Annotated in this window: 21 protein-coding genes; 6 read left to right on the forward strand and 15 right to left on the reverse strand. The window is 72.1% G+C overall.

Annotated elements, in window-relative coordinates:
* Positions 1 to 133 precede the first annotated feature (133 nt).
* Both purH and JMJ56_RS07385 read right to left on the reverse strand, forming a co-directional pair.
* The gene (purH, locus tag JMJ56_RS07380) at positions 134 to 1,711 is read right to left on the reverse strand and encodes a bifunctional phosphoribosylaminoimidazolecarboxamide formyltransferase/IMP cyclohydrolase (protein ID WP_202830984.1); all 1,578 of its coding nucleotides are present in this window, start codon (positions 1,709 to 1,711) and stop codon (positions 134 to 136) included.
* 104 nt (positions 1,712 to 1,815) lie between these two features.
* Entirely contained in the window at positions 1,816 to 2,637 is an 822-nt protein-coding gene (locus tag JMJ56_RS07385; RefSeq protein WP_202830985.1) for a lipid-binding SYLF domain-containing protein, read from the reverse strand.
* Positions 2,638 to 2,924: 287 nt separating this feature from the next.
* On the opposite strand from JMJ56_RS07385, the gene JMJ56_RS07390 reads away from it, so the two are divergent.
* Positions 2,925 to 3,740, forward strand: a complete 816-nt coding sequence (locus JMJ56_RS07390) for a calcium-binding protein (RefSeq protein WP_202830986.1) — start codon at positions 2,925 to 2,927, stop codon at positions 3,738 to 3,740.
* Positions 3,741 to 3,747: 7 nt separating this feature from the next.
* Here JMJ56_RS07390 and JMJ56_RS07395 read toward each other — a convergent pair whose 3' ends face one another.
* From JMJ56_RS07395 to JMJ56_RS07415, 5 genes are read right to left on the reverse strand one after another with little or no spacing between them, the layout of a single operon-like run.
* Positions 3,748 to 4,383, reverse strand: a complete 636-nt coding sequence (locus tag JMJ56_RS07395; protein ID WP_202830987.1) for a histidine phosphatase family protein — start codon at positions 4,381 to 4,383, stop codon at positions 3,748 to 3,750.
* A gap of 7 nt (positions 4,384 to 4,390) precedes the next feature.
* Positions 4,391 to 5,194, reverse strand: a complete 804-nt coding sequence (locus tag JMJ56_RS07400) for an ABC transporter permease (RefSeq protein ID WP_202830988.1) — start codon at positions 5,192 to 5,194, stop codon at positions 4,391 to 4,393.
* Positions 5,191 to 5,940 carry an ABC transporter ATP-binding protein gene (locus JMJ56_RS07405; RefSeq protein WP_202830989.1) on the reverse strand — a complete coding sequence of 250 codons (750 nt, stop codon included), beginning with the start codon at positions 5,938 to 5,940 and terminating at the stop codon, positions 5,191 to 5,193. The genes JMJ56_RS07400 and JMJ56_RS07405 overlap by 4 nt, the downstream gene beginning before the upstream one ends.
* 16 nt (positions 5,941 to 5,956) lie before the next feature.
* A complete protein-coding gene (locus JMJ56_RS07410) occupies positions 5,957 to 7,108 on the reverse strand; it encodes a hypothetical protein (protein WP_202830990.1) in 1,152 nt (383 codons plus the stop codon).
* The gene (locus JMJ56_RS07415; RefSeq protein ID WP_202830991.1) at positions 7,105 to 8,154 is read right to left on the reverse strand and encodes a hypothetical protein; all 1,050 of its coding nucleotides are present in this window, start codon (positions 8,152 to 8,154) and stop codon (positions 7,105 to 7,107) included. The genes JMJ56_RS07410 and JMJ56_RS07415 overlap by 4 nt, the downstream gene beginning before the upstream one ends.
* A gap of 59 nt (positions 8,155 to 8,213) precedes the next feature.
* Between JMJ56_RS07415 and JMJ56_RS07420 the strand changes: the two genes are divergently transcribed.
* From JMJ56_RS07420 to JMJ56_RS07430, 3 genes are all read left to right on the forward strand, one after another.
* Entirely contained in the window at positions 8,214 to 9,005 is a 792-nt protein-coding gene (locus JMJ56_RS07420; protein ID WP_202830992.1) for a metallophosphoesterase family protein, read from the forward strand.
* A gap of 79 nt (positions 9,006 to 9,084) precedes the next feature.
* Complete coding sequence (locus JMJ56_RS07425) at positions 9,085 to 10,497, forward strand: bifunctional heptose 7-phosphate kinase/heptose 1-phosphate adenyltransferase (protein ID WP_202830993.1); 1,413 nt, start codon at positions 9,085 to 9,087, stop codon at positions 10,495 to 10,497.
* A gap of 81 nt (positions 10,498 to 10,578) precedes the next feature.
* Complete coding sequence (locus JMJ56_RS07430) at positions 10,579 to 11,178, forward strand: invasion associated locus B family protein (RefSeq protein ID WP_202830994.1); 600 nt, start codon at positions 10,579 to 10,581, stop codon at positions 11,176 to 11,178.
* Positions 11,179 to 11,253: 75 nt separating this feature from the next.
* On the opposite strand, the gene JMJ56_RS07435 is transcribed toward JMJ56_RS07430, so the two are convergent.
* The 3 genes from JMJ56_RS07435 to JMJ56_RS07445 are packed head-to-tail and all read right to left on the reverse strand — an operon-like array spanning position 11,254 to position 14,454.
* Positions 11,254 to 12,246, reverse strand: a complete 993-nt coding sequence (locus JMJ56_RS07435; RefSeq protein WP_202830995.1) for a Bug family tripartite tricarboxylate transporter substrate binding protein — start codon at positions 12,244 to 12,246, stop codon at positions 11,254 to 11,256.
* A 55-nt stretch (positions 12,247 to 12,301) separates the two neighbouring features.
* Complete coding sequence (locus JMJ56_RS07440) at positions 12,302 to 13,411, reverse strand: enolase C-terminal domain-like protein (RefSeq protein ID WP_202830996.1); 1,110 nt, start codon at positions 13,409 to 13,411, stop codon at positions 12,302 to 12,304.
* A gap of 53 nt (positions 13,412 to 13,464) precedes the next feature.
* On the reverse strand, positions 13,465 to 14,454 hold the full coding sequence (locus JMJ56_RS07445; protein ID WP_202830997.1) for a Bug family tripartite tricarboxylate transporter substrate binding protein: 990 nt from the start codon (positions 14,452 to 14,454) through the stop codon (positions 13,465 to 13,467).
* Positions 14,455 to 14,596: 142 nt separating this feature from the next.
* On the opposite strand from JMJ56_RS07445, the gene JMJ56_RS07450 reads away from it, so the two are divergent.
* Together JMJ56_RS07450 and JMJ56_RS07455 are read left to right on the forward strand one after the other, a co-directional pair.
* Positions 14,597 to 15,610 (forward strand): NAD-dependent epimerase/dehydratase family protein, encoded by a 1,014-nt coding sequence (locus tag JMJ56_RS07450; protein ID WP_202830998.1) that lies wholly within the window; start codon positions 14,597 to 14,599, stop codon positions 15,608 to 15,610.
* Positions 15,607 to 16,572, forward strand: a complete 966-nt coding sequence (locus JMJ56_RS07455) for a tripartite tricarboxylate transporter substrate binding protein (RefSeq protein WP_202830999.1) — start codon at positions 15,607 to 15,609, stop codon at positions 16,570 to 16,572. Before JMJ56_RS07450 ends, JMJ56_RS07455 begins: the two co-directional genes overlap by 4 nt.
* 133 nt (positions 16,573 to 16,705) lie before the next feature.
* On the opposite strand, the gene JMJ56_RS07460 is transcribed toward JMJ56_RS07455, so the two are convergent.
* The 5 genes from JMJ56_RS07460 to JMJ56_RS07480 all read right to left on the reverse strand — a co-directional run bounded on the left by JMJ56_RS07460 (position 16,706) and on the right by JMJ56_RS07480 (position 22,247).
* Positions 16,706 to 18,520 carry a hybrid sensor histidine kinase/response regulator gene (locus JMJ56_RS07460; protein WP_202831000.1) on the reverse strand — a complete coding sequence of 605 codons (1,815 nt, stop codon included), beginning with the start codon at positions 18,518 to 18,520 and terminating at the stop codon, positions 16,706 to 16,708.
* A 163-nt stretch (positions 18,521 to 18,683) separates the two neighbouring features.
* The gene (locus JMJ56_RS07465) at positions 18,684 to 20,027 is read right to left on the reverse strand and encodes an MATE family efflux transporter (protein ID WP_202831001.1); all 1,344 of its coding nucleotides are present in this window, start codon (positions 20,025 to 20,027) and stop codon (positions 18,684 to 18,686) included.
* Positions 20,020 to 20,502 carry a winged helix-turn-helix transcriptional regulator gene (locus JMJ56_RS07470; protein WP_202831002.1) on the reverse strand — a complete coding sequence of 161 codons (483 nt, stop codon included), beginning with the start codon at positions 20,500 to 20,502 and terminating at the stop codon, positions 20,020 to 20,022. Before JMJ56_RS07470 ends, JMJ56_RS07465 begins: the two co-directional genes overlap by 8 nt.
* Before the next feature lie 160 nt (positions 20,503 to 20,662).
* A complete protein-coding gene (gene glk, locus JMJ56_RS07475; protein ID WP_202831003.1) occupies positions 20,663 to 21,595 on the reverse strand; it encodes a glucokinase in 933 nt (310 codons plus the stop codon).
* Between the two features lie 79 nt (positions 21,596 to 21,674).
* Entirely contained in the window at positions 21,675 to 22,247 is a 573-nt protein-coding gene (locus JMJ56_RS07480) for a metal-dependent hydrolase (RefSeq protein ID WP_202831004.1), read from the reverse strand.
* Between the last annotated feature and the right edge of the window lie 51 nt (positions 22,248 to 22,298).

Below are 22,298 nucleotides of genomic sequence, written 5' to 3' on the forward strand. Positions count from 1 at the left end.
CCCAGCCGATTGCCAAAACCGGCCCCCGCCCGGTGCCCTCCCGCGGCTTCGCCGCGGAAGGCGTGCGAGGCCTGGGGAACAAGGCACTGATCGGCGGCCCCGCGAAGCTGCGGAGCGGTTTCGCGGGGCGTTTTCAGTGCCGGAAATGCCGCATGCCGGTGAAGACCATGGCGAGCCCCGCCGCATCGGCCGCCGCGATCACCTCGTTGTCCCGCATCGAGCCGCCAGGCTGGATCACCGCCGTGGCGCCGGCCGCCGCCGCCGTCTCCAGCCCGTCGGCAAAGGGGAAGAAGGCGTCCGAGGCGACGACGCTGCCGCGGGCCAGCGGCTCCGGCAGGCCGGCCGCCTTGGCCGCCGCCTCCGACTTCCAGGCGGCGATGCGGCTGCTCTCCACCCGGTTCATCTGCCCAGCGCCGATGCCGACCGTCGCCAGCCCCTTGGCATAGACGATGGCGTTCGACTTCACATGCTTGCAGACGCGGAAGGCGAAGAGCAGGTCTTCCATCTCCTGCTCGGTCGGCGCCCGCTTGGTCACCACCTTCAGGCTGGCGGCCTCAACGCGCCCGGCATCCCGCGACTGCGCCAGGAACCCGCCGGAGACGCTCTTGAACACCCGCCCCGGCGCCGCTGGGTCGGGCATCCCGCCGGTCAGCAGCAGCCGCAGGTTCTTCTTCCGGGCGAAGACGGCCTTGGCGGCCTCGTCGGCATCCGGGGCGACGACGACCTCGGTGAAGATGGCGGCGATCTTCTCGGCCGCCGCCGCATCCAGCACCCGGTTCGCCGCCACGATGCCGCCGAAGGCCGAGACCGGGTCGCAGAGCAGGGCGCTGTCCCAGGCCGCCGCCAGGCTCCCGTCCACCGCGACGCCGCAGGGGTTGGCATGCTTGACGATGACGATGGCCGGCCGGTCGAACTCGGCGACGCATTCGAAGGCGGCGTCGGTGTCGTTCAGGTTGTTGTAGGACAGCTCCTTGCCCTGCACCTGCCGCGCGGTGGCGATGCCCGGCCGCTCGCTGCCATCGGTGTAGAAGGCCGCCTGCTGGTGCGGGTTCTCGCCATAGCGCAGCCCCTGCCGCAGCACCCCGGCGAAAGCGAGCCGCGGCGGGAAAGCCTCGCCGAGCTGCCCGGCGAACCAGCCGGAGATCGCCGCGTCATAGGCCGCCGTCCGCGCATAGGCCGCCGCCGCCAGCCGCCGGCGCGTCGCCAGCCGCGTGCCGCCCTCGGCCGCCATCTCGGCCTGGGCCTCGGCGAGATGCGCAGGCTCGGTCAGCACCACCACATGCGCATGGTTCTTGGCGGCGCTGCGGATCATCGCCGGCCCGCCGATGTCGATGTTCTCGATGCAGTCCTCGAAGCCCGCGCCGCCCGCGACCGTCGCCTCGAAGGGGTAGAGGTTCACTGCCACCAGGTCGATTGGCGCGATCCCGTGCTCCGCCATCTGCGCCCCATGCTCCGGCAGGTCGCGCCGGCCGAGCAGCCCGCCATGCACCTGCGGCACCAGCGTCTTCACCCGCCCATCGAGGATCTCGGGGAAGCCGGTATGCTCGGAGACGTCCTTCACCGGGATGCCGGCCTCGCGCAGCGCCCGCGCGGTGCCGCCGGTCGAGAGGATTTCCACCCCCTGCCCGGCCAGGAACCGGCCGAATTCGAGCAGCCCGGTCTTGTCGGAGACGGAGATCAGGGCACGGCGGATGGAGACGAGGTCGGTCATGGATGGCGCTCCGCGGGTCGCGGCGGGGCATAGACCCGGGGGCGGCGCGGGGCAACCTTGGGGGCGTCGAGAGGGGCTTTGCCCCCCGCGAGCCCTCCCGAACCCTACCGCAGCGGCGCCAGGGGCGCCCGCTGCACGCCACCGCCGGCCACCGGCGGCGGCCCGCTGCCGAGCGTGCCCGGCGCCGGCTGCTGATAGGCAGGCGCTGGCTGATAGGCGGCCGGCGCCGGAGCGGCCGTGCCGCTCCGGCCATCGAAGCGCATCAGCGCCGCCCGCAGCGGGTCCGCCCCCGGATTGTGCACCTGCATCGCCACCACGATCTGTCGAGGCCCGACTTCCTGCCGGTAATAGGAGCGGTTCCACTCGCTCCGCGCCGAGAGCAGCGTCCCCTCCAGCGTCAGCCCGGCATAGAGCCCGCGCGCCCGGGCGAAGGCGACGATATCCGCGCCCACCGCTGCCGTCGTCGCGCCCTCGACCGAACCGCCGAAGGTGGCGAAGGCGAGCGAGGCATCCGCCCCGAGCTTCAGCTGACTGTCGAGCAGCGCAGTCAGCGCCCGGTCGTTCATGATGAGCATCAGGATCTGCAAGTCCTGGATGCCAGCCTGGAGGCCGAAGCTGCCCGACCCCATCGAATAGAAGGCTGGCGAGGACCAGGATCCGGCCGCGTCCCGCCCGACCATCACGCAGCCGCCGCCCTCACCACCGAAAAAGAAGCCGCCGCGGAAGATGCGCGGGCAGACCAGCACGGCACGCGCCCGGTGCAGCAGCTCCGCCGCCTTCAGCCGGTCGTTCCCCTCGCCGAGGATCTCCTGGACCGAGAGCGTCGCCCGGTCGACCAGCGTCTGCTCCTCCCCCCCGGCCGGCACGCCGCCCGCGCAGCCGGACAGCATCGCCAGGGTAAGGCCCAGGATCATCAGACGCCGCATGAAGCTTCCCCACCAAGCCATGGATTTCCGTGGCAGAAGCTAACCTCGTTTGCCCGCGCTGTCCAAAGCTTCGCCGGGACGGCTTGCCTGCGGCCGGTCGGGGATGCCGGCCCGCGACGACATTTTGTTACGATTAACAAAGTGTTTCCAGTAGTGCGCATTCAATCTGTAGTTGTAATGTCCGCCACGGTTACCCGCCCCGCGCGCCCATCGGCAAAAGGAGTCGAGCCATGGCTGACTACGCATCCATCATCGGTGGCAACGGAGGCCACCTGGCCTTCGACGAGGTGCCGCGCGGCATCGACGCCTTCTACCATGTCGACAGCGCCCTCCCGATCCTCGACCTCTCCATGCGCAGCGGCGACAGCTATGTCGACGGTGCCGCCAACGCCAACCCCCTGCACATCCTCCTTGGTAAGGGCGACGACACCGTCCACACCGGCAGCGGTGACGACATCATCATCGGCGGCAAGGGCAATGACAGCATCGATGCCGGCGACGGCCGAAACTTCGTCCTCGGCAACCAGGGTCACGACACCATCAGAGCTGGCCAGGGCGACGACACGCTGAGCGGCGACAAAGGGGACGACGAAATCTGGGGCGGCGGCGGCCAGGACTACCTTGCCGGCGACGACGGCAACGACTTCCTCGATGGCGGTGCAGGCGGCGACACGCTTGACGGCGGCAAGGGAGACGACAACCTCTATGGCGGCGCCGGCAACGACTCCCTCATCGGCGGCAAGGATGACGACCTGCTGAACGGCGGCGCCAGCAACGACACCCTGCTCGGCGGGACCGGTGACGATACCCTGTCCGGCGGCGACGGTGCCGATGTTCTGTTCGGTGGCGACGGACATGACTTCTTCTATTTCGGTGACGATTTCGGCTGCGACCGGATCACCGACTTCTCGACCGGAGACAAATTGATGTTCGCCTCGGACATCAACGGCTCCGGCATCATGACGCCGAAGGACCTGGCGCCCCATGTCAGCGGCGACCATGGGATGACGAAGATCACCATCGGCGACAACAGCATCGTCCTGCACGGCGTGGACAAGGATGTCTTCCTTGACCACCTGACGCAGTGGGTGAAGATCCTGTAGCCGGAGCCTACTCGTATTCCGGCATCACCCAGGGCTCCTCGTTCACGGCGGAGACGCGCCAGTCTCCGCCGTGCCGCTCCAGCCGCGTCACCCCGAGATTGCGGATGGAGAAGGCCAGCGCTTGGTGCCCGGTCAGCCCCAGCGCATGCGCGATCGCGGCGCGGATCGAGCCGCCATGCGCGACCACCACCACATCCTCACCGGCATGCGTCGCGGCCAGCCGGTCGAGCACCTCGCCGACGCGCGCCGTGACGGCAGCGAAGCTCTCGCCACCCGGTGGCTCCTCCTCCGCCGCATGCGGCCAGAAAGGATGCGCCGGGTGCCGCAGCTTCGCCGCCAGCGCCTCATGCGGCAGCCCCTGCCACTCGCCGAGGTGCTGCTCGGCGAGCCCCGGCTCCGTCGCCATCGCCTGCTCCGGGTAGCCGGCCGCGAAGATCGCCGCCGCCGTCGCCCGCGTCCGCGCCAGGTTGGACGTCACCCAGACTGCCGGCCGCGGCAGCCGCGCCGCCAGCCAGCGGAACAGCGAAGCGTCCTGCTTCAGCGCCAGGTCGCAGAGCGGCACATCCATCGCGCCGTAGAACAGCGTCCGCGCCTTGGGCTCGACCAGGGCGTGGCGGATGAGGTGGAAGCGTGTCTCCGGCATCGCGCCGCTATTCCCCGATATTAAGCAGCGCGCCCCGCACCCGCGCCGATTCGAATTGGCGGAGGAAAACGTACCCCATCAGCGCCAGCCACAGGGCATCGAGCGCGAAGGCTGCCAGCAGGTGCCCCGTCTCCACCGTCCCGTCGCGCAGCGCCGCCCGCATCCCCTCGAAGACATGCGCCGAGGGCAGGGCAAGCGCCACCGGCTGCAGCCAGCCCGGCAGGATGGCGACGGGGTAGAATACCGCCGAGAAGGGCGTCAGCCCGAACAGGATCGACCAGGCCAGCGCCTCCGCCCCCGCGCCGTAGCGCAGGATCAGCGCGGTGACGCCGAGCGCGACGGCCCAGCCCATCACCAAGAGCGCTGCGAAGAAGCCGACGACCACCGGCCCCATCGTCAGGATGCCGAAGGAATAGAGCAGCCAGGCCATCAGCATCGCCGGCAGCACGCCGACCAGGACGCGGATGACGCTCATTCCCATCAGCGCCGCCACCAGCTCCCGCGGGCGCAGCGGGCTGACGAAGACATGGCCGAGGTTGCGCGACCAGATCTCCTCGAGGAAGGAGAGCGAGAAGCCCATCTGGCTCCTGAGCGCCACCTCCCAAAGCAGCACGCCGCCGAGCAGCACGCCCGCCGCGACGCTCGCCGTATTCCCCTGCACGCCCGCCAGGTAGGAGGTGACGAACCCCCACACGACCATCTGCAGCACCGGCCAGTACATCAGCTCCACCACCCGCGGCCAGGACCGCCGGTAGAGCGCAAGGTGCCGGTAGATGATCCCCCAGACCCGCCGCAGCGCCGCCCGGTTCATGCCGGCACCCGCTGCCGCCCGCGGGCGATGTCGAGGAAGACCTGCTCCAGATCCTCCCGCCCATATTTGCCGAGCAGCCCTGCCGGGCTGCCGCTGTCGACCACGCGCCCCTGCTTCAGCATCAGCACATGGCCGCAAAGCCGCTCCACCTCGGCCATGTTATGGCTGGCGAGGAGGATGGAGCAGCCCGTCTCCGCCCGGTACCGCTCCAGCCAGGACCGCACCCAGTCGCCCGTGTCCGGGTCGAGGCTCGCCGTCGGCTCATCCAGCAGCAGCAGCTCCGGCCGGTTGACCAGCGACTTCGCCAGCGCCACCCGCGTCTTCTGCCCGGCCGAAAGCTCCCCCGCCGGCCGGTCCAGCAGGTCGGTGAGCTGCAATTGCCCCGCCAGCTCGCCGATCCGCCGCTCCGCCTCCGGCACGTCGTAGAGATGCGCATAGACCCGCAGGTTCTCGGCCACGCTCAGCCGCGCCGGCAGGGCGATATAGGGCGAGGAGAAATTCATCCGAGCGAGCGCCGAGAACCGGTCCCGCGCCATGTCATGCCCGAGCACGCTGATCCGCCCCCCGCTCGGCACCAGCAGGCCGAGCAGCATGGCGATGGTCGTCGTCTTGCCCGCCCCGTTGCCGCCCAGCAGCCCCCAGGTCGCGCCGCGCGGCATGGAGAAGGAGAGCGCATCGACCGCCGGCGGCGCATCGGGGGCGTAGCGCTTGCTCAGCGCCTCGGCGAGGATGGCGGGGGTTTCCATATGCCCCGCATATGCGTCACCCCCGCGGCCGCAGCAACCGCCCTTCGAACAAGGTGATCCCCGCCTCCCACCCCCAGCCGATCGCCGCCGCCCGGTCCGCCCCCGACAGCATCACCTTGGCGCGGTCCGCCGGCAGCGCCGCCGCGAAGCCCGGCAGCGCCGCCGACCACCGCAGCCGCAGCAGGTCCACCTGCAACCCGGCCAGCGGCAGGGCGGGCAGCAGGACCGGCGCCGCGAGGTCGAGCGCCACCCGCCAGCCGCGCAGCCGACAGAAGTCACGAGCGAAGGCGAAGCCCGCCGTGTCGGCCAGCGCATCCCCGGCGGCGAAGCAGACGGTCATCCGCCCCCGCCGCTCCGGCCCCAGCGCTGCGTCGAGGCGCAGGAATTCCGGCTCCGCCACCGTCTCCGGCGCCAGCGACAGCCCGGCCTGGCCAAGCCGCCTGGCATCCTCCGGCCGCGCCAGCTCGCTGAGCAGCCGTCGGTCGGCCAACCGCCGCAGCCGGCGGAACAGTGCCGGAGCCAGCGCAGGGTCCGCCCCCGGCAGCAGCGTGGCGCAAAGCTCCGCCCAGTGCAGGGACCAGTCCTCCCATACCGCCTCCGGCCCGGCCTCGCCCGGTGCGAGGCGGCAGACCGGCCGCCGCACCAGGAAGCGCGCCAGGCTGGCATGGCCGAGCCCGCGCTCCAGCGCAACCAGGTCGGCAGCCGAGATAGGCGGCCGCTCCTCCTCCGGCACCGGCCAGCGCGGCGCGGCCTGGTTCGGGGTGAGGCTCTCCTCCACCGCCGCCAGCAGCGCCGCCGCCTCCTCCGGCAGCCGCCGCCGCCGGGCGAAGGGCAGCTGTCCCTCGGCGGCGAAGAGGATACCGAGCGCCTCCTGCACCTCCCCCAGGTGCCGCCCCTCGGGCGGAGCAATGGCGACGATATCGCCGTTCGGCAACTCGAAGACGCGCGCGCGGGTCGGCCGCATCAGCGGCGCCAGCGCATCGCGCACCAGCCGCTGGTGATGGGACCGCCGCAGTTCCTCGGCCAGGGCGCCGAGGCGGAGGTGCAGCACCTCCCGCACCGTGCCGGCGGCCACCGCCTCACGCAAGAAATGCGCCAGCGCCAGCGCATCGGCGCCGCGCGGCCCGGCGAAGGGACGAAGCGGGGCAAGTGAAGGTTCCACCGTCATGCCACCGCCTCCGCCGCCGGGCCGGTCGCCATCGCCCCGAGCCGGGCGGCCCAATCGAGCGCGGCCGCCCCGTCGCAGCCGGTTACCACCAGCCGCTCCCCGGGCAGGCCGCGCAGCGCGGCGAGCGCCGCCCGCTCCTCCAGCGCCGGCGACCAGCGCAGCAGCAGCAGGTCGGCCGGCAGCCCGGCCGGGGCGAGCAGCGCCAGCCCGGCCGCATCTAACCCCTCCAGCGCCAGGCCCCAGCCGCGTGCCGCCAGCGCCTCGCGCTGCGAGGGCAGGGCCGGATCGGCCGCGGCGGCGAGAGGCAGCACGCCGAACAGGCCGGGCACCACGGCCGGCGGCGGCAACACGCTCACCGGCAGCGGCAGCAGCCGCCGGCCCGGCAGGTCCCGCGCCCAGGCGGCGAGGCCGGGCAGCAACCGCCGCGCCAGCCGCTCCGCCGCATGGGCCATCAGCTCCGCATCCGCCGCCAGTGGTCCGAGCACGGCGGCGAGGGCCGGCCGCGACAGCCGCAGCCGCCGCCCGCGGCCCGGCACCGCGGCACCAGGGCGGATCACATGCCGGTGCCGCAGCACCGTATCGGCCGGAAGCGAATCGAGCCGCCCCTCCAGCCCCGCCAAGCCCTCGCTGGGCGGTGCCGCCATCGCCTCCGGCCCGGCGAGCTGCGCCGTGGCTGCCCAGGCGAGCAGCGCCGCCGCATCCCGGGGCAGCGTCCAGATGGCCGGCGCCGGCGCCTCGGGCCCTGCGAGCTGCGCCAGCGCCGCCGCCGCCCGCCGCGCCGCCGCCGGCATGGCGCCGAGCAGCAGCAACTCCCCCGCTGCCGTGTCGTAGACCGCCCCGCCACCGGTCTCGGCCGCATCCTGCAACAGGGCCCGCGCCAGCCGCCGCCGCGCCGGCGGTCCGGCCAGCCGCCCGGCCGGGCTCAGCCGTAGAGCGACACGCCCCTCCGCGCCGGGCAGGGCCTGGCGGAGCAGGGGCAACAGCCCCGCCATCGGCGGGGAAGCCGGGGGAGGGGCAGGAAAGCCGGCAAGGCGGGGTCCGGTCACGATCATGCGCTGTCCTGGCGCGGTGCGGTGCGGCGCGTCATCCTCTAAAGTCGCGCCGGATGGTGAACGATGCCCTAAGCGCCGGCCCGAAATCGGCGCGCCCCGCTGCCCCCTGGCCAGCCCCCTGGCCCGGCCAGCTCGCCCCCGGCGCGCTGCCCCCGGGCTGGCGCATCTATGCGGTGGGCGATGTGCACGGCTGCGCCGACCGGCTGGCCGCGCTGCATGCCCAAATTGCCGAGGACGCTGCGGCCCGCCCGACCGAGCGCATCACCCTCATCCATCTTGGCGACTACGTGGATCGCGGCCCGGACAGCGCTGCCGTGCTGCGCCGCCTGCTCGACCCGGCGCCGCTGCTCGGCGAGGCCTTTACCGCAGTCGAAGTGGTCAACCTGCTAGGCAACCACGAGGTGATGATGCTCGATGCCTGCGAGCCTGAGGCCCATCCCGGTGCGCTGCCCTTCTGGCTCGACAATGGCGGCGCTGCCACGCTCGCCAGCTACGGCGCCGACCCTGAGGACCCGGAGGCCTGCGCCGCCGTCCTGCCGGAGGATCTCGACCTGCTGCGCCACTGCCCGCTGCAATTCTCCGCCGGCGACTACCTCTTCGTGCATGCCGGCGTGCGCCCCGGCATCCCGACCGACCGTCAGGACCCCTTCGACCTCGTCTGGATCCGCGAGCCCTTCCTCTCCTTCGACGGCGACCTGCCGCTGGTCGTCGTCCATGGCCACACCCCCAGCGAGATGCCGGTGGTGCGCCCGCATCGGATCGGCATCGACACCGGGGCCTGCTTCGGCGGCGCGCTGAGCTGCGTGGTGCTGGAAGGCCACCGGCTGCGCTTCCTCTCCGCATGACGAAGCGATGCCACCTGCATTACAAGATTTGGCGTCTCTCGCCTTGCGTGTGAGCCCTGGCTTAGGCTACCGCAGGGAGATGCACGGCCCCGCGCCCGAACCTCGTCCGAGCCCATCCGGCGCCATCCCGGCCGATCTGCTGGAAGCGGTGCGGCAGCTGAAGCGCGGCACCGTCCTCGTCGTCGGCGATGCCATGCTCGACCGCTATGTCTATGGCCGGGTCGAGCGCATCAGCCCCGAAGCCCCCATCCCGGTCCTGGCGGTGGAGCGCGAGGTCGCGCTGCCCGGCGGCGCCGGCAACGTTGTACGAAATCTGACAGCGCTCGGCGCTGCCGTTGCCTTCGTCTCCATCGTTGGCGACGACCAGGCAGGTAGCGACCTCACCGGGCTGATCGGTGGCCAGCCGGGCGTCGAGCCATGGCTGCTGGTCCAGGGCGGCCGCGCCACCACGGTGAAGACGCGCTTCGTCGCCAGCGGCCAGCAGCTGCTCCGTGCCGACCATGAGGAGGCGGCGCCCATCCACCCCCGCCTCGCCGACCGGCTGGTGCGCATCGCCGCCGATGCGGTGGCGGCGACGACGGTCATGGTGCTCTCCGACTACCGCAAGGGCGTGCTGGCCGGCACCACCGCGACGCGCCTGATCGCCGCGGCGCGCACCGCCGGGCGCAAGATCGTGGTCGACCCGCGCGGCGGCGACCCGGGCCGCTTCGCCGGCGCCGACCTCATCATCCCCGATTGCGCCGAGCTAGCCGCGGCCACGGGCCTACCCACCGGCACCGAGACCGAGATCGCGGCCGCCGCCACAGCGCTCCGCACCGCGCATGGCTTCGGCGCCGTGCTCGTCATCCGCGGCCCGGAGGGCGTGATGCTGGTCGGCGAGGATGCGGTGCCGCAGCACCTGCCCGCCGATGTGGCGGAACTCGTCGATCCGGCCGGCGCGGGCGATGCGGTGATCTCGGTCACCGCGGCCGGCCTCGCGGTCGGCCTGCCGCTGCCGCTGATCGCCCGGCTCGCCGCCCTGGCCGCCGGCATCGCCATGGGCAAGTCCGGCATCGGCGTGGTGCGCGAGGACGAGTTCCTCGAGGTGCTGACCCCTGGCCGCCTCGCCGCCCGCAAGCTCGTCACCCGCGGCCAGGCCGCCGAGCGCGTCGAGGGCTGGCGCCGCGCCGGCCACCGCGTCGGCTTCCTCGCCGCCAGCACCGCGGCGGCCGAGCCGCATCTTCTGGACCGCGCGCAGGACTGGTGCGACCGGCTGGTCGTCGGCATCGCCGATGGCGACCCGGCGGCGGAGGATCTGGCGGAGCGCAACAGCGTCGACCTCGTCATCCGCTACGGGGCGGAGACGGCGCTTGACCTCATCCGCATGCTCCGCCCGGACGTGCTGGTGCAGGACCCCGGCCGGGCACCGGAGACGCTGGCCGGCGGCGACATCATGCAGGAGTGGGGCGGCATCGTCCGCCGCCCCGTAGCCGAGTCGCATCAAGGGCTCTGATCCAGCAACACAAGGTTGTGTGAGCACCCCGGCGCAGAGTACAGGCATCCGGCCAACACGGTGCCTGAGGGATCAATGCGCGTGACGTTCAAGGCTCTGGCTGCAACGGCAATGCTCACCGCCTTCGTCCCCACCATCGGCCAGACCCAACCTGCTCAGCGCCCGGCGGCTCAGCCTGGCCAGCCGGCGGCCGGGGAGAGCAGCCCGGACCGCACCATGGCCGTCTTCACCGACTGGGTGGTGCGCTGCGAGACGCGCCCGGCCAGCGGGACCACGCCCGCCGCCCGGCTCTGCGAAATGGCGCAAACGACGCAGGACCAGCGCCAGCAGCCGGTCGCCGTGCTCGCCATCGGCCGCACCGCGAAGGGCGAGCCGCTGCGGCTGGTGGCCCAGGTGCCAGTGAACCTCCAGGTCGGGCCACCGGCGAAGCTGGTGCTCGACATCCCAAACCGCCCGGCCGAGGCGCCGCTGACGGTCGCCTTCCGCAACTGCATGCCGCGTGGCTGCTTCGCCGAGCTGGAGCTGCGCGACGAGGCGGTGCTGCGCCGCCTGCGTGCCCGCCCGGCCGAGGCCGCCGGCCGGCTGGAATGGAAGGACGCCGCCGGTGGCGACGCCTCCATTCCCGTCTCCTTCCGCGGCTTCACCGCAGCGCTCGACGCCCTGGTGAAGGAAGGCGAGTAAAAACTCGAGGTTTCCAAAGGTTTTTCGGCCTTTGAAGGGAAGAGTATGAGAGGGGCAGCGCCCCTCTCACATGGGTCAGCCGTCCGCCCGAATATTGTTGGAGCGCACCACCTCTCCCCACCGGGCATGATCGCGCCGCATGGTCTCGCCCAGCGACTCGGCCGTGCCGCCGCCCGGCTCGTCGCCCTGGCTGGTGATCTTCTCGCGGATCGCCGCATCCTGCACCGCCTGGTTCAGCGCCGCGTTGAGCCGCTGCACGATCTCGGCCGGCATCCCCGGCGGGCCGAACAACCCGATCCAGGCGTTGAAGACGTAGTCGGGCAGCCCCGCTTCCGCCGCCACCGGAATATCCGGGAAGGCTGGGATGCGCGCCGCGCCGGTCGAGAGCATCCCGCGGATCTGCCCCGCCCGCAGGAAGGGCGCCACCACCGAGGAGGCGTCGCACATGATGCTGAAGCGCCCGGCGATGAAGTCCTGCATCGCCGGCCCGCTGCCGCGATAGGGGATGTGCTCCATCGGCGGGTTGCCGATGCGGTTCTTCAGCATCTCCATCGCCACGTGGGAGAGGCTGCCCGCGCTGGCCGAGCCATAGTCCACGCCATTCGGCTGCGTCTTCGCCCAGGCGGCGAATTCCTGCGGCGTCTTCGCCGGCACGGTGGGATGCACGCAGAGGATGAGCGAGCTTTGCAGCATCAGCCCCACCGGCGTCAGCCGCAGCGGGTCGATCGTCATCCCCTGGAAGGTATGCGGGTTGATGGTCAGCGGGTTGGCATTACCCGCGAGCAGCGTATAGCCGTCCGGCCGCGACCGCAGCACCGTCTCAGTGCCGAGATTGCCACCGGCGCCGCCACGGTTGTCGATGACGACACTCTGCCCGAGCGCGTTGGACAGCCCCGGCTGCAGGATGCGCGCCGCGAAATCCGTCTGACCGCCCGGCGGGAAGCCCACCACCACGGTGATCGGCTTGTTCGGATAGCCCCCCTGCGCGATGGCCGGCGTGGCGAGGCCGAAGCTCAACGCCCCCGCCAATGCACCCCGTCGCGAAATCCCCTGTACGGTATCGGTCATGCCCGGCGTCCTCGAATCCGTTGTCGATGGCGCCGCTTCTACAATGAGTGGCGGCTTACTCCAGCACCGCGATCCGCTTCCGCTCGATCAATTCGAAGTCGATGGCCGCCCCGAGCCCCGGCCCCTGCGGCGCCTGCACCATCCCGTCCGGGCCCACGGTGATGTCCTCCGCCAGCCCGTATTTATGCGCCCCGTCCGGCAGCAGCACCTCGAAGAAGCTGGTGTTGCGGATGGCGCAGCAGACATGCAGGTTGGCGACATTGTTCAGCGAGTTGCCGCCGTGATGGACCTCGTAGTTCATGCGGAAGGCCTCGGCGAGATGCGCCGTCTTCATCAGCGTGGTGATGCCGCCCTTCACCGCCACGTCGCCGCGCAGGTAGTCCGTCGCCTGCATCATGATCCAGGGCGCATAGCTCTCCAGCCCCGCCGCCGGGTACTCCGTGGCGAGGATCGGGATATCGAGCTTCTGCCGCAGCTTCACGTAGCTGGTGATGTCCTGGTCGTGCAGCGGGTCCTCGTACCAGAGGAAGCCGAGGTCCTCGATCGCCCGCCCGACGCGCATCGCCGCCGGGAAGTCATAGGCCCAGGTGCTGTCGAGCATCAGCGTGTACTCGTCGCCGACGGCCCGCCGCACCGCCCGGCAGACGGCGATATCCTCGCTCGGCCGCTGCGGCGGATGGATCTTGTAGGCCGCCCAGTTCGCCTCGCGGAAGCGCACCGCCTCCTCGGCATACGCCTCCATGCCCGACAGGATCGCCGAGCTGGCATAGGCCGGGATGGAATGCCGCGTGGTGCCGAGCAGCCGATGGATCGGCATCCCCGCCGCCTTCCCCGCGATGTCCCACAGCGCGACATCGACCGCGCCGATGGAGCGCACCGAGATCAGCCGCGACCAGGGCCAGAGCGCCGCGTTCAGCCGCTCCCGGTCCATCGGGTCCTGGCCCATCAGCAGCGGCTTGAGGTAGCGGATCAGCCCCGGCCCGTCATTCGCCGCCGTATGCGTGGCCGAGCCGAGGAAGGCATGGCCCTCGATCCCCGCATCCGTCCCGATCCGCAACAGCCCGAGCGCCGAGCTGCCCGAATCCAGGCGACTCGCCGCGTGGTACTTCGTCGGCGGGATGCCCTCCCAGGCGAAGAGCGTCAGCGAGACATGGTCGATCTTCATCAGCGTGGTTCCCTTCCCTTTCGGGAAGGGTAAGGGAAGGCCCGCCGCCCCGCCTAGTCGAGCTGGATGTTCCCCTTGCGGATCACCTCGCCCCAGCGGGCGATCTCGCCCTGGATGAAGCCGGCGAAATGCTCCGGCGTGTCGCCCACCGGCTGCGCGCCCTGCTCCTCGATCTTCGCCCGCACCGCAGGCTCCTTCACGATCGCCTGCAACTCTTGCGACAGCCGCTGCACGATCTCCGCCGGCATGCGCGCCGGGGCCTGGATGCCGAACCAGGCCGTGGCGTCGAGCCCGGGATAGCCGGCCTCCCGCGTCGTCGGCACATCGGGCACCGCCGGGCTGCGCTCCGGCGTCGTCACCGCCAGCGCCCGCACCCGCCCGTCGCGGATATGCCCGAGCGAGGAGGGCAGGTTGTCCACCGCCAGATCGACCCGTCCGGCGATCACCTCGGTCAGCATCGGCCCCGAGCCGCGGAAGGGCACATGCACCAGGTTGATGCCGGCCACCTGCTTCCACAGCTCGCCGGTGAGGTGCAGGCTGGTGCCGTTGCCCGAGCTGGCGATGGTCAGCCCGTCGCGCCGCTGCTTCGCCAGCGCCACCGCCTCCTGCAGGGTCTTCACCGGCACTCCCGGCGCCGCGATGATGACGTTCGGCACCGCTGCGATGTTCGAGACCGCGACGAGATCCTCCGGCTTGTACGGCATGGTGGTGCGATAGAGGCCGTAGTTGATGGCGGCCGTCCCGATGGTCGTCATCAGCAGCGTGTGGTTGTCGGTCGCCTTCGCCACCGCCTCGGCGCCGATATTGCCGCCCGCGCCAGGACGGTTCTCGATCACCACGGACTGGCCGAGCCGGGCGCTCAGCGGCTCCACCAGGATGCGGGCGACGATGTCCGTGGTGCCGGCGGCACTGAAGGGCACGATGATCCGCACCGGCCGGTTGGGCCAGGCGGCCTGGGCCGCGGCACGGCGGCCGGGCAGCAGGGTGGACAGGGCGGCGCCGAGGCTGGCCCCGAGCGCGACGCGACGTGGGATGGCGGGCATGGTTTTCCCTATCTGGCGTTGGGGCGCCCTTCTAGCGGCGGGGCCACAGCCGGTCGAACCCCTGCCGGGGACACAACAAGCGGCTTGGCCTGCAACGCGCATCGCGCTTGGATGGCGCGCAAGGAATGTCAGGAGGAAACGCATGGCCGCCTCGGTCCCCATCGCCGGCAACCGCTTCGCCATCATCGGCGGCGCCAGCCTGGTCGGCTCCGCCACCGCCGGCGAGCTGCTGGACCACGGCGCCGCCGAGGTCGTGATCTTCGACAATTTCGCCTTCGGCTCCGATGCCGCCATCGCCCATCTGCGGGACCATCCGCGCCTGAAGCTGGTGCGCGGCGACGTGATGCGCGTGGCCGACCTGCTGCGCGCCACCGAGGGCCTCGCCGGCGTGCTGCAGCTCGCCGCCTACATGACGCTCTCCATGGACCGCGACCCCTGGGGCGGGCTCGACGTCAACATCCGCGGCGTGCAGAACGTGCTGGAAGCCTGCCGCGCCAACCGGGTGCGCAAGGTCGTCTTCGCCTCCTCCAACGCCACCTACGGCTACGGCCCGGGCGTTGCCGGCGAGCTGGTGGAGGACACGCCCTTCCACTCCGCCGGCGCCCCGCCGGCGGCCATCCTCTACGGTGCCAGCAAGATCATCGGCGAGCAGCTCTGCCGCGACGCCCACCGCAAATGGGGCCAGGACTATGTCGTCCTGCGCTATTCCACCGTCTATGGCGAGCGCCAGCACTACCGCGCCGCCAATGCCCTCTATATCATCGAGACCATTGACCGGCTGAAGCGCGGCGAGGCGCCGCAGGTCTTCGGCGACGGTGCCGAGACCAAGCATTTCGTCTATGTCGGCGACCTGGCGCGAGCCAACCGCATGGCCTTCGAGAGCGCGGCGACCGATGTGGCGGTCAACACCTCCGGCCCCGCCCCGACCACGACGTTGGAGCTCGTCCAGCTCATCACCGAGCTGCTCGGCGGTGGCCCGGCGCCGGAGTTCATCGGCAACGAGCCGGGCAAGGTCCGCCTCACCTCCGGCGGCGCCTTCCGCATCGCCCACGAGAAGGCGAAGGCCGCCATCGGCTGGGCGCCCGAGGTGGACATGCGCGAGGGCCTCCGCCGCCTCATCGCCTGGCGCGACAGCAACGAGGGGCGCGGGACATGACCCTCCGCCGCCGCACCCTCCTCGCCGCCACGCTGGCGACGCCCGCAATCGCCCCCGCCCTGGCTCAGACTGCGCGCTACCCGGACCGCCCGATCGAGATCGTCGTCGGCTTCACCGCCGGCGGCGGCACCGACCTCGACGCCCGCTCCTACGGCCGCGCGCTGGAGCAGCGGCTCGGCGGCACCGTCGTCATCAGCAACCGCCCCGGCGCCGGCGGCGAGCTGGCCCTGGGCGCCGTCGCCCGTGCCCGGCCCGACGGCCACACCCTCGGCACGACGAACTATCCGGGCCTGCTCACCATCCCCATCGAGCGGCAGGCGCAATTCCGCCTCGACGACTTCGCCCCCATCGCCAACCTGGTGACGGACCCGAGCGCCATCACCGCCCATGCCGACGGCCCCTACAAGACCTTGCGGGACGTGATCGAGCGCGCGAAGGCGGCGCCCGACAGCATCACCTATGCCTCGCCCGGCATCGGCACGGACGACCACCTGCAACTCGTCCTCCTGCAGGAGGCGGCCGGCATCCGCCTGACGCATGTCGCCTTCCAGGGCGACCCGCAGCTCCGCACGGCCGTGCTCGGCAAGCAGGTGGACCTGATGGGCCTCAACCTCGGCGCCGTCACCGCCGCGCCGCAGGGCTTCCGCATCCTCGCCCAGGCCGCCGCCAGCCGCAGCCGCTTCGGGCCCGAGGTGCCGACGCTGAAGGAGCTGGGCTACCCGGTCACCATGGCCTCCGAGCGTGGCCTCGTGGCCCCAGCCGGCACGCCGCCCGCCATCCTCGCCCGGCTGCGCGAGGCGACGGAGGAGATCGCCCGCGACCGTGAATTCACCGGCGCCCTGGAGAGCCGCTTCACCGAGCCGGCCTACGAGCCCGGCGAGGCCTGGTTCGCCCGCCTGCGCCGGGAAGAGGCCGATTACCGCGGCCTCTGGCAGCGCACGCCCTGGGTGCAGCGGGGCTAGAGCAAACTCCGATCGGATGGAATCATCTGATCGGAGTATTTTGCTCGGTAGAACCACAAGCTGGAGCGGGGTCCGTGAGCCAGCGCCAACGGAAACCGCTCTGGCGCAGCCTGAGGGGCGGCGACCGCGCCCCCTATGGCGCTTCGGCCGGCGCCTCCGGCAGCCAGAGCGTCACCGCCGTGCCGCGGCCGGGGCCCGGGCTCTCGACGCGCATCGCACCGCCCGCGGTACGGGCGAAGGCCGCCGCCGAGGAAAGGCCTAGGCCGGTTCCCTGGCCCTCTGCCTTGGTCGTGAAGAAGGCCTGCCCGACCCGGTCGAGGATCTCCCCATCGATCCCTGCCCCGCTGTCGATGACCACGATCCGGGCATAGAGCCCCGGCGCCAGCTTCGCCGGGTATTCGTCTCCCTGCTGCACCCGCTCGGCCACGACCGAGAGCCGGATCGTCCCGCCCTCCGGCATGGCGTCACGGCTGTTCACCGCGAGGTTCAACAAGGCCGCCTCAAGCTCCGCCTGGTCGCCCCGGACGCGCCGAGGAAGGTCGGGCGGCATCGGGTCGGCGCGCACCATCCAGCGGCTGCCGATGACCGCCTTGAGTAGCACCGCCGCTCCGGCGACGGCCGCGGCGGGATCGAGCGTCGCCATGGCGCTTGCCTCGGCTTGGCCGCGCCGGACCATGCGCACCATCCGCTCGGTCAGGCTCGCCCCGCGCCCCGCGGTCTCGTCCAGCAGCTCCGCCACCATGCTGGCGCGGTCCCGGTCGTCGCGCGCCAGGGCCTGCCGGATCAGCTTGGCCCCGCCCTGGACCGAGAGCGCGAGGTTCCGGATGTCATGGGCGACCCCTGCCGTGACCTGGCCGAGCGCGGAAAGCCGCTCCGCCCCGCGCAGCCTGGCTTCGGCGGCAGCGCGCACCTCGGCCTGCCGGGCCACCCGGCGCGACGTGACCCAGGTCACCCAGAACAGCACCGCCATGGCACCGCCCGAGACGAGACCGATGATGGCGACGCGGTGCGTCCAGGCGGACCAGGGCCCGGCCGGGTGCTGGCCATAGACGACCACCAGCGGGACATTGGTCAGCTGCCGCAGGGCATAGAGCCGCTTCTGTCCGTCCATGGGCGAGAGCCCGGGCGCGAGGACCGTCCGCCCCGGCGGGTCCGAGGCCTGCCGCAAGGCGTCCTCGCCCCAGCCGGTCAGGCGCGTGCCGTCGTCCCCCGTCATGGCCGGGTGCCGCACCAGGACCGCTCCATCAGGCCGGACCAGCAGGATGGCATCCTTGGGGTGCTGGAGCAGGGTGTCGTAATAGGGCGCCAGCTCACCGGTCCGGATGGTCGCCCACAGCACGCCGCCATCGGGCCGCCCGTCCTGGTCCAGCCGGGGACGGCTGTAGCGGATCACGTGGAGGCCGTTCGCGCGGGCGGTGATCGTCCGGCCGATGAAAGGCCCCGCGGTGGCGAGGTCCACCTGTGCCCGGACATAGTCGCGATCGGAGAAGTCGTCCGGCGGCGGCGTGAAGGGCGGGGCGGAGAGCTGCACCAGCCGCCCCGAAGGATCGGTCATCCCGATGGCGCCAAGCCCGGCGGTCCGCTCGTCGAGGTCGCGCAGGAAGGAGGCCAGCTCCGCATTCCCGCGAATCCGGTCCCAGCCCATCCCCTTGGAGGCGCGCTGCGCAGCGGCGAGCAGCGCATCCTGGGTCTCGAAGGCCCGTGCGGCATGCTCGGCGGCGACGGCGAGGGTGCGTTTCAGGCGGTCATGCGCCTCCGCCTGGACCATGTGCCACGACCACCAGGCTCCGCCCGCGAACAGCAGCAGCGGCACCAGGATCGAGGCCAGCCAGAGCGGCCAGAATACCTCGCCGGCGCTTGCGGAAAAGGCCGGGGCGGGACCGCCGGCGGGCGGGATCGTCTGGGTGCCAGGGCCGTCAGGCTTCTGTTGCAACGCAGTGTGAGCCATGGATTCGCCTGTGGCGCGCTCGGACTACCGTGTCCCGCTGCCTCCTGGTTGGGTCGCCTGGCACGAATGTTCCGTCGGGATGCGTGTCATAACATCGATGCCAGCCATGAGGGCGGAGATTTCAGACGCCGGCCTCCTTGCATGCCTGTGGGCGTGATGCCGCTTACCCCCTTGCCGCCCACACTCCCGGCCGCACCGATAGCGCCGTGATCAGCCCATAGGCGCTGATCCCGAGCGCGACGGCGACGAACTGCCCCTGCAACCCATAGCCCAACAGGTCGGACAGTACCCATCCGCCCCCGACCGCCAGGCCGATGCGTGTCAGCGCCGCCACCACCGGCCCCGCCATCCGCCCCGCTCCCATGCTGGCGAAGTAGAGCGCCATGCCTACGCCGAAGCCCGGCAGCGCGAAGCCGATCACCGCCAGCGCCTGCGTGGCGATCTCCACCACCGCCGGGTCACGAGTGAAGGCCGAAGCGGTGAAGCCCGGCGCCGCCGCGACGAAGACGCCGACCACCAGCGTCACCGCCAGCGCCATCGCCGCCCCCGCCCAGGCCGTCCGCCGCGCCGTCGCCCAGTCGCCCGCCCCCACCGCACGCCCGACCAGCGCCGTGAGCGCCGAGCCGACGCCGAAGGCCAGCGGCACCATCAGGAATTCGATCCGCGCCGAGACGCCGTAGGCCGCCACCGCCACCGCCCCATAGGAGGCAACCCGCGCCGTCACCAGGATCGTCGCCAGATTCGCCACCGTCGCCATCGCGCAGGCCACCAGCCCGACCGAGAGGATGCGCCCGAACAGCGCCCCCTGCAGCCGCACCCTGAGATCCGGCACGAATCCCGCCCCGCCGCGCAGCACCACCACCGCCATGCCCACCGAAGCCGCCGCCATGCTGATGGCGAAGGCCATCCCCGCCCCCGCCAGCCCGAACCTCGCCTGCTCCATCAGCAGCCAGGCCAGCACCGGATAGGCAACCCAGGCCAGCAGCAGCACCCGCGAGGCCAGCGCATGCCGCCCGCCCCCGCGCAGCACGGAGGCGAAGGTATTCGCCAACCAGGCCGGTACCGCCCCCGCCCCGAACAACCAGGCGCAATAGGCGGCCGCCGCCTCCGCCGCCTCCGGCCCGCCGATCAGGCCGAGGATCGCCCGCGGAAACCCCGCCAACGCCACCGCGAAGGCCAGACCGAAGCCGAGCGCGATCACCACCGCATGCACGACGAGGGTCGATGCCTCCTCGCGCTTGCCCGCCCCCAGCGCCCGGGCGATGGCGGAGACCACGCCGCCCCCCATCGCGCCGGTCGACATCTGCTGCATCAGCAGGGCGAAGGGCAGCACCACCGCCCAGCCGGCCAGCGCCGCCGTCCCCTGCCGCGCCGCGAGCCAGGGCTCGACCAGCTGCGCCGCCGATTGCAGCGCGGCGACGGCCGTGGTCGGCGCCGCCAGCACCCAGACCCGCCGTAGTAGCTCGCGCAAGGAGGGCGCTGCGAGCGCCGCCGTGCCGTCAGCCATCGACCAGGGCCCCGAACCGCGCCCGCAGCGCCTCGCTCGCCCCCGGCCCCGCCAGCACGCGGATATCCTCCGGCCGCAGCGCCTCGCCCGTCGAAGAGAGCGCCGGCGGGCTCCGCACCGGCGCCCCCGTCCCCCGCTCCTCCAGCACCACCGGCGGCCCCTCCGGCCCCGTCATCCAGCGATCCGCCCATCCCTTCAGCGTCAGGAAGACGGGGAAGGCATCCCGCCCCTTCCCGGTCAGCCGGTACTCGTGCCGCCCCGCCGCCGGCACCCGCTCGATCAGCCCATGCGCGGTGAGATCGCGCAGCCGGGCCGAGAGGATGTTGGGCGCGATGCCGAGGTTGCGCTCGAACTCGTCGAAGCGCCGCGTGCCGTAGAAGCACTCCCGCAGCACCAGCATGGCCCAGCGCTCGCCGAGCACCGCCATCGCGCGCGCCACCGGGCAGCGCATCTGGGTGAAATCCGTGCGGCCCATGGGCTCGGCGCTCCTCCAGGCTGCCTTCGCCCAGGCTCCGCAGGGCTGAACGCGGCCAGGTTATTGTTCTACCGCATTTTCCGAGGCGTCCGGCGCCCACGCAGGACTTGAAAATGCTTTGGCTTGCATGATGCAAGCATCGCCGCCGCCACCCGGCAAGTCATTTCGCGGAGCCGCGCGCGATCGCCGCCAGCCCCAGCATCGCCGGGTCGGGCCGCATCACCAGCCAAGCCGGCACCGGTGCCAGCCACTCGCGGAACCGCCCCTTCGCCTCGAACCGCTCCCGGAACCGCGACGCCGCCAGGTAGTCTGGGAAGCGCGGGCAGATGCCCCCTGCCACATAGACCCCGCCCTTCGCTCCGTAGAGCAGCGCCAGATCTCCCGCCACGCTTCCCAGCATGGCGCAGAAGAGGTCGAGCACCTCGGCGCAGCGCGCATCCTCGCCGGCCAGCGCCCGCCGGGTGATCTCGGCGGCCTCGAGCGGTTCGACCGCAACCCCGTCCACCGCCGCCAGCCCGGCATGCAGGTTCTCGAGCCCCTGCCCCGACAGCACCCGCTCCGCCGAGACATGCCCGTGGTGCCCGCGCAACCACTCCACCACCGCCGCCTCGCGCGGGTCATGGGTGGCGATGCTGGCATGGCCGCCCTCCGTCACCAGCGCCTGCCCCGGCGGCAGGAAGGCCCCGATGCCGAGCCCCGTCCCCGGCCCCACCACGGCGAGAGGCGCCCCCGCCTCCGCCGCCGTGCCACCTAGTGGATGCAGGTCAGCCCCTGTGAGGTCCGGCAACGCCCAGGACTGGGCCGCGAAATCGTTCACCACCCGCACATGCCCGATGCCGAGCGTCCGCTCGATCGCCGCGCCGTCCACCACCCAGTCACGGTTGGTCAGCCGCACGCTGTTCCGTACGACCGGGCCGGCGACGGCCAGCACCGCGGCTTCCGGCGGCGCCGCGCCGCCGAGGAAATGCGCGATCGCCTCGACGATGCCGGGGAAGCTGTCGAGCGCCACGCTGGCCGGGTCGGTGGGAACCTCGCCCTTGGACAGGGCGAAGCGGGCATTGGTGCCGCCGATATCGGCGAGGAGCGTTGTCATTCCGGCATTCTGGAGGGGCCCCACCCCTCCAGGCCACCCCGGCGAGGGCCGAAAGGCCTTCGCAAGCCGGGAGTTGATGTTACGCCACGCGGCGACGGGGCGGCAGCGGCGGCGGCGGGGGCGGCAAGGGCAGCGACTCGCAGGTGATGCAGAGGCCCCAGCGCTCTGCCAGCGCCCGTGGGTCCGGCCGGTGTGGCAGGCTCAGCCAGGCAGCGGCGATCAGCGCCGCCACCACCAGCGGCTCGAAGGCCGAGCCAGTCCGCACCAGCGGCAAGGCCCAGCTTCCCTTCAGCGGCCAGCCCAGCCGCAACCCGCCCGGCGTCAGCAGGTCCGCGCCGAGATGGCTGAGATAGCCGATCACCAGCGGCCCGGCGTATTCGGCCGGCACCTCGCCGCGCTTCAGCAGCCAGCCGCAAGCCAGCACGGCCAGCAGCGAATGCGTCACCCCCCGATGCCCCAGCAGCGCCGCCAGCAGGTCGGACACCGGCCGCACCCGCCGCCCTACCCAGGATTTCGGATGGTCGATATCCGGCAGCAGCCCGCCGAACGCCGCCAGCGCAAGCGCTCCCGGTGCCAGCGGCGGCTGGCCGAGATGGGGCGCAGCGGCCATCCAGGCCGCCATGCCGAGCGCAACATGGGAGCCCGCCATCATCGGCGTGCAGGTCCTTGCCGGAGGTGCCTGGAACGGAGCGTGAAGATTCCA

Source organism: Belnapia arida (assembly GCF_016773205.1).
Lineage (GTDB): Bacteria > Pseudomonadota > Alphaproteobacteria > Acetobacterales > Acetobacteraceae > Belnapia > Belnapia arida.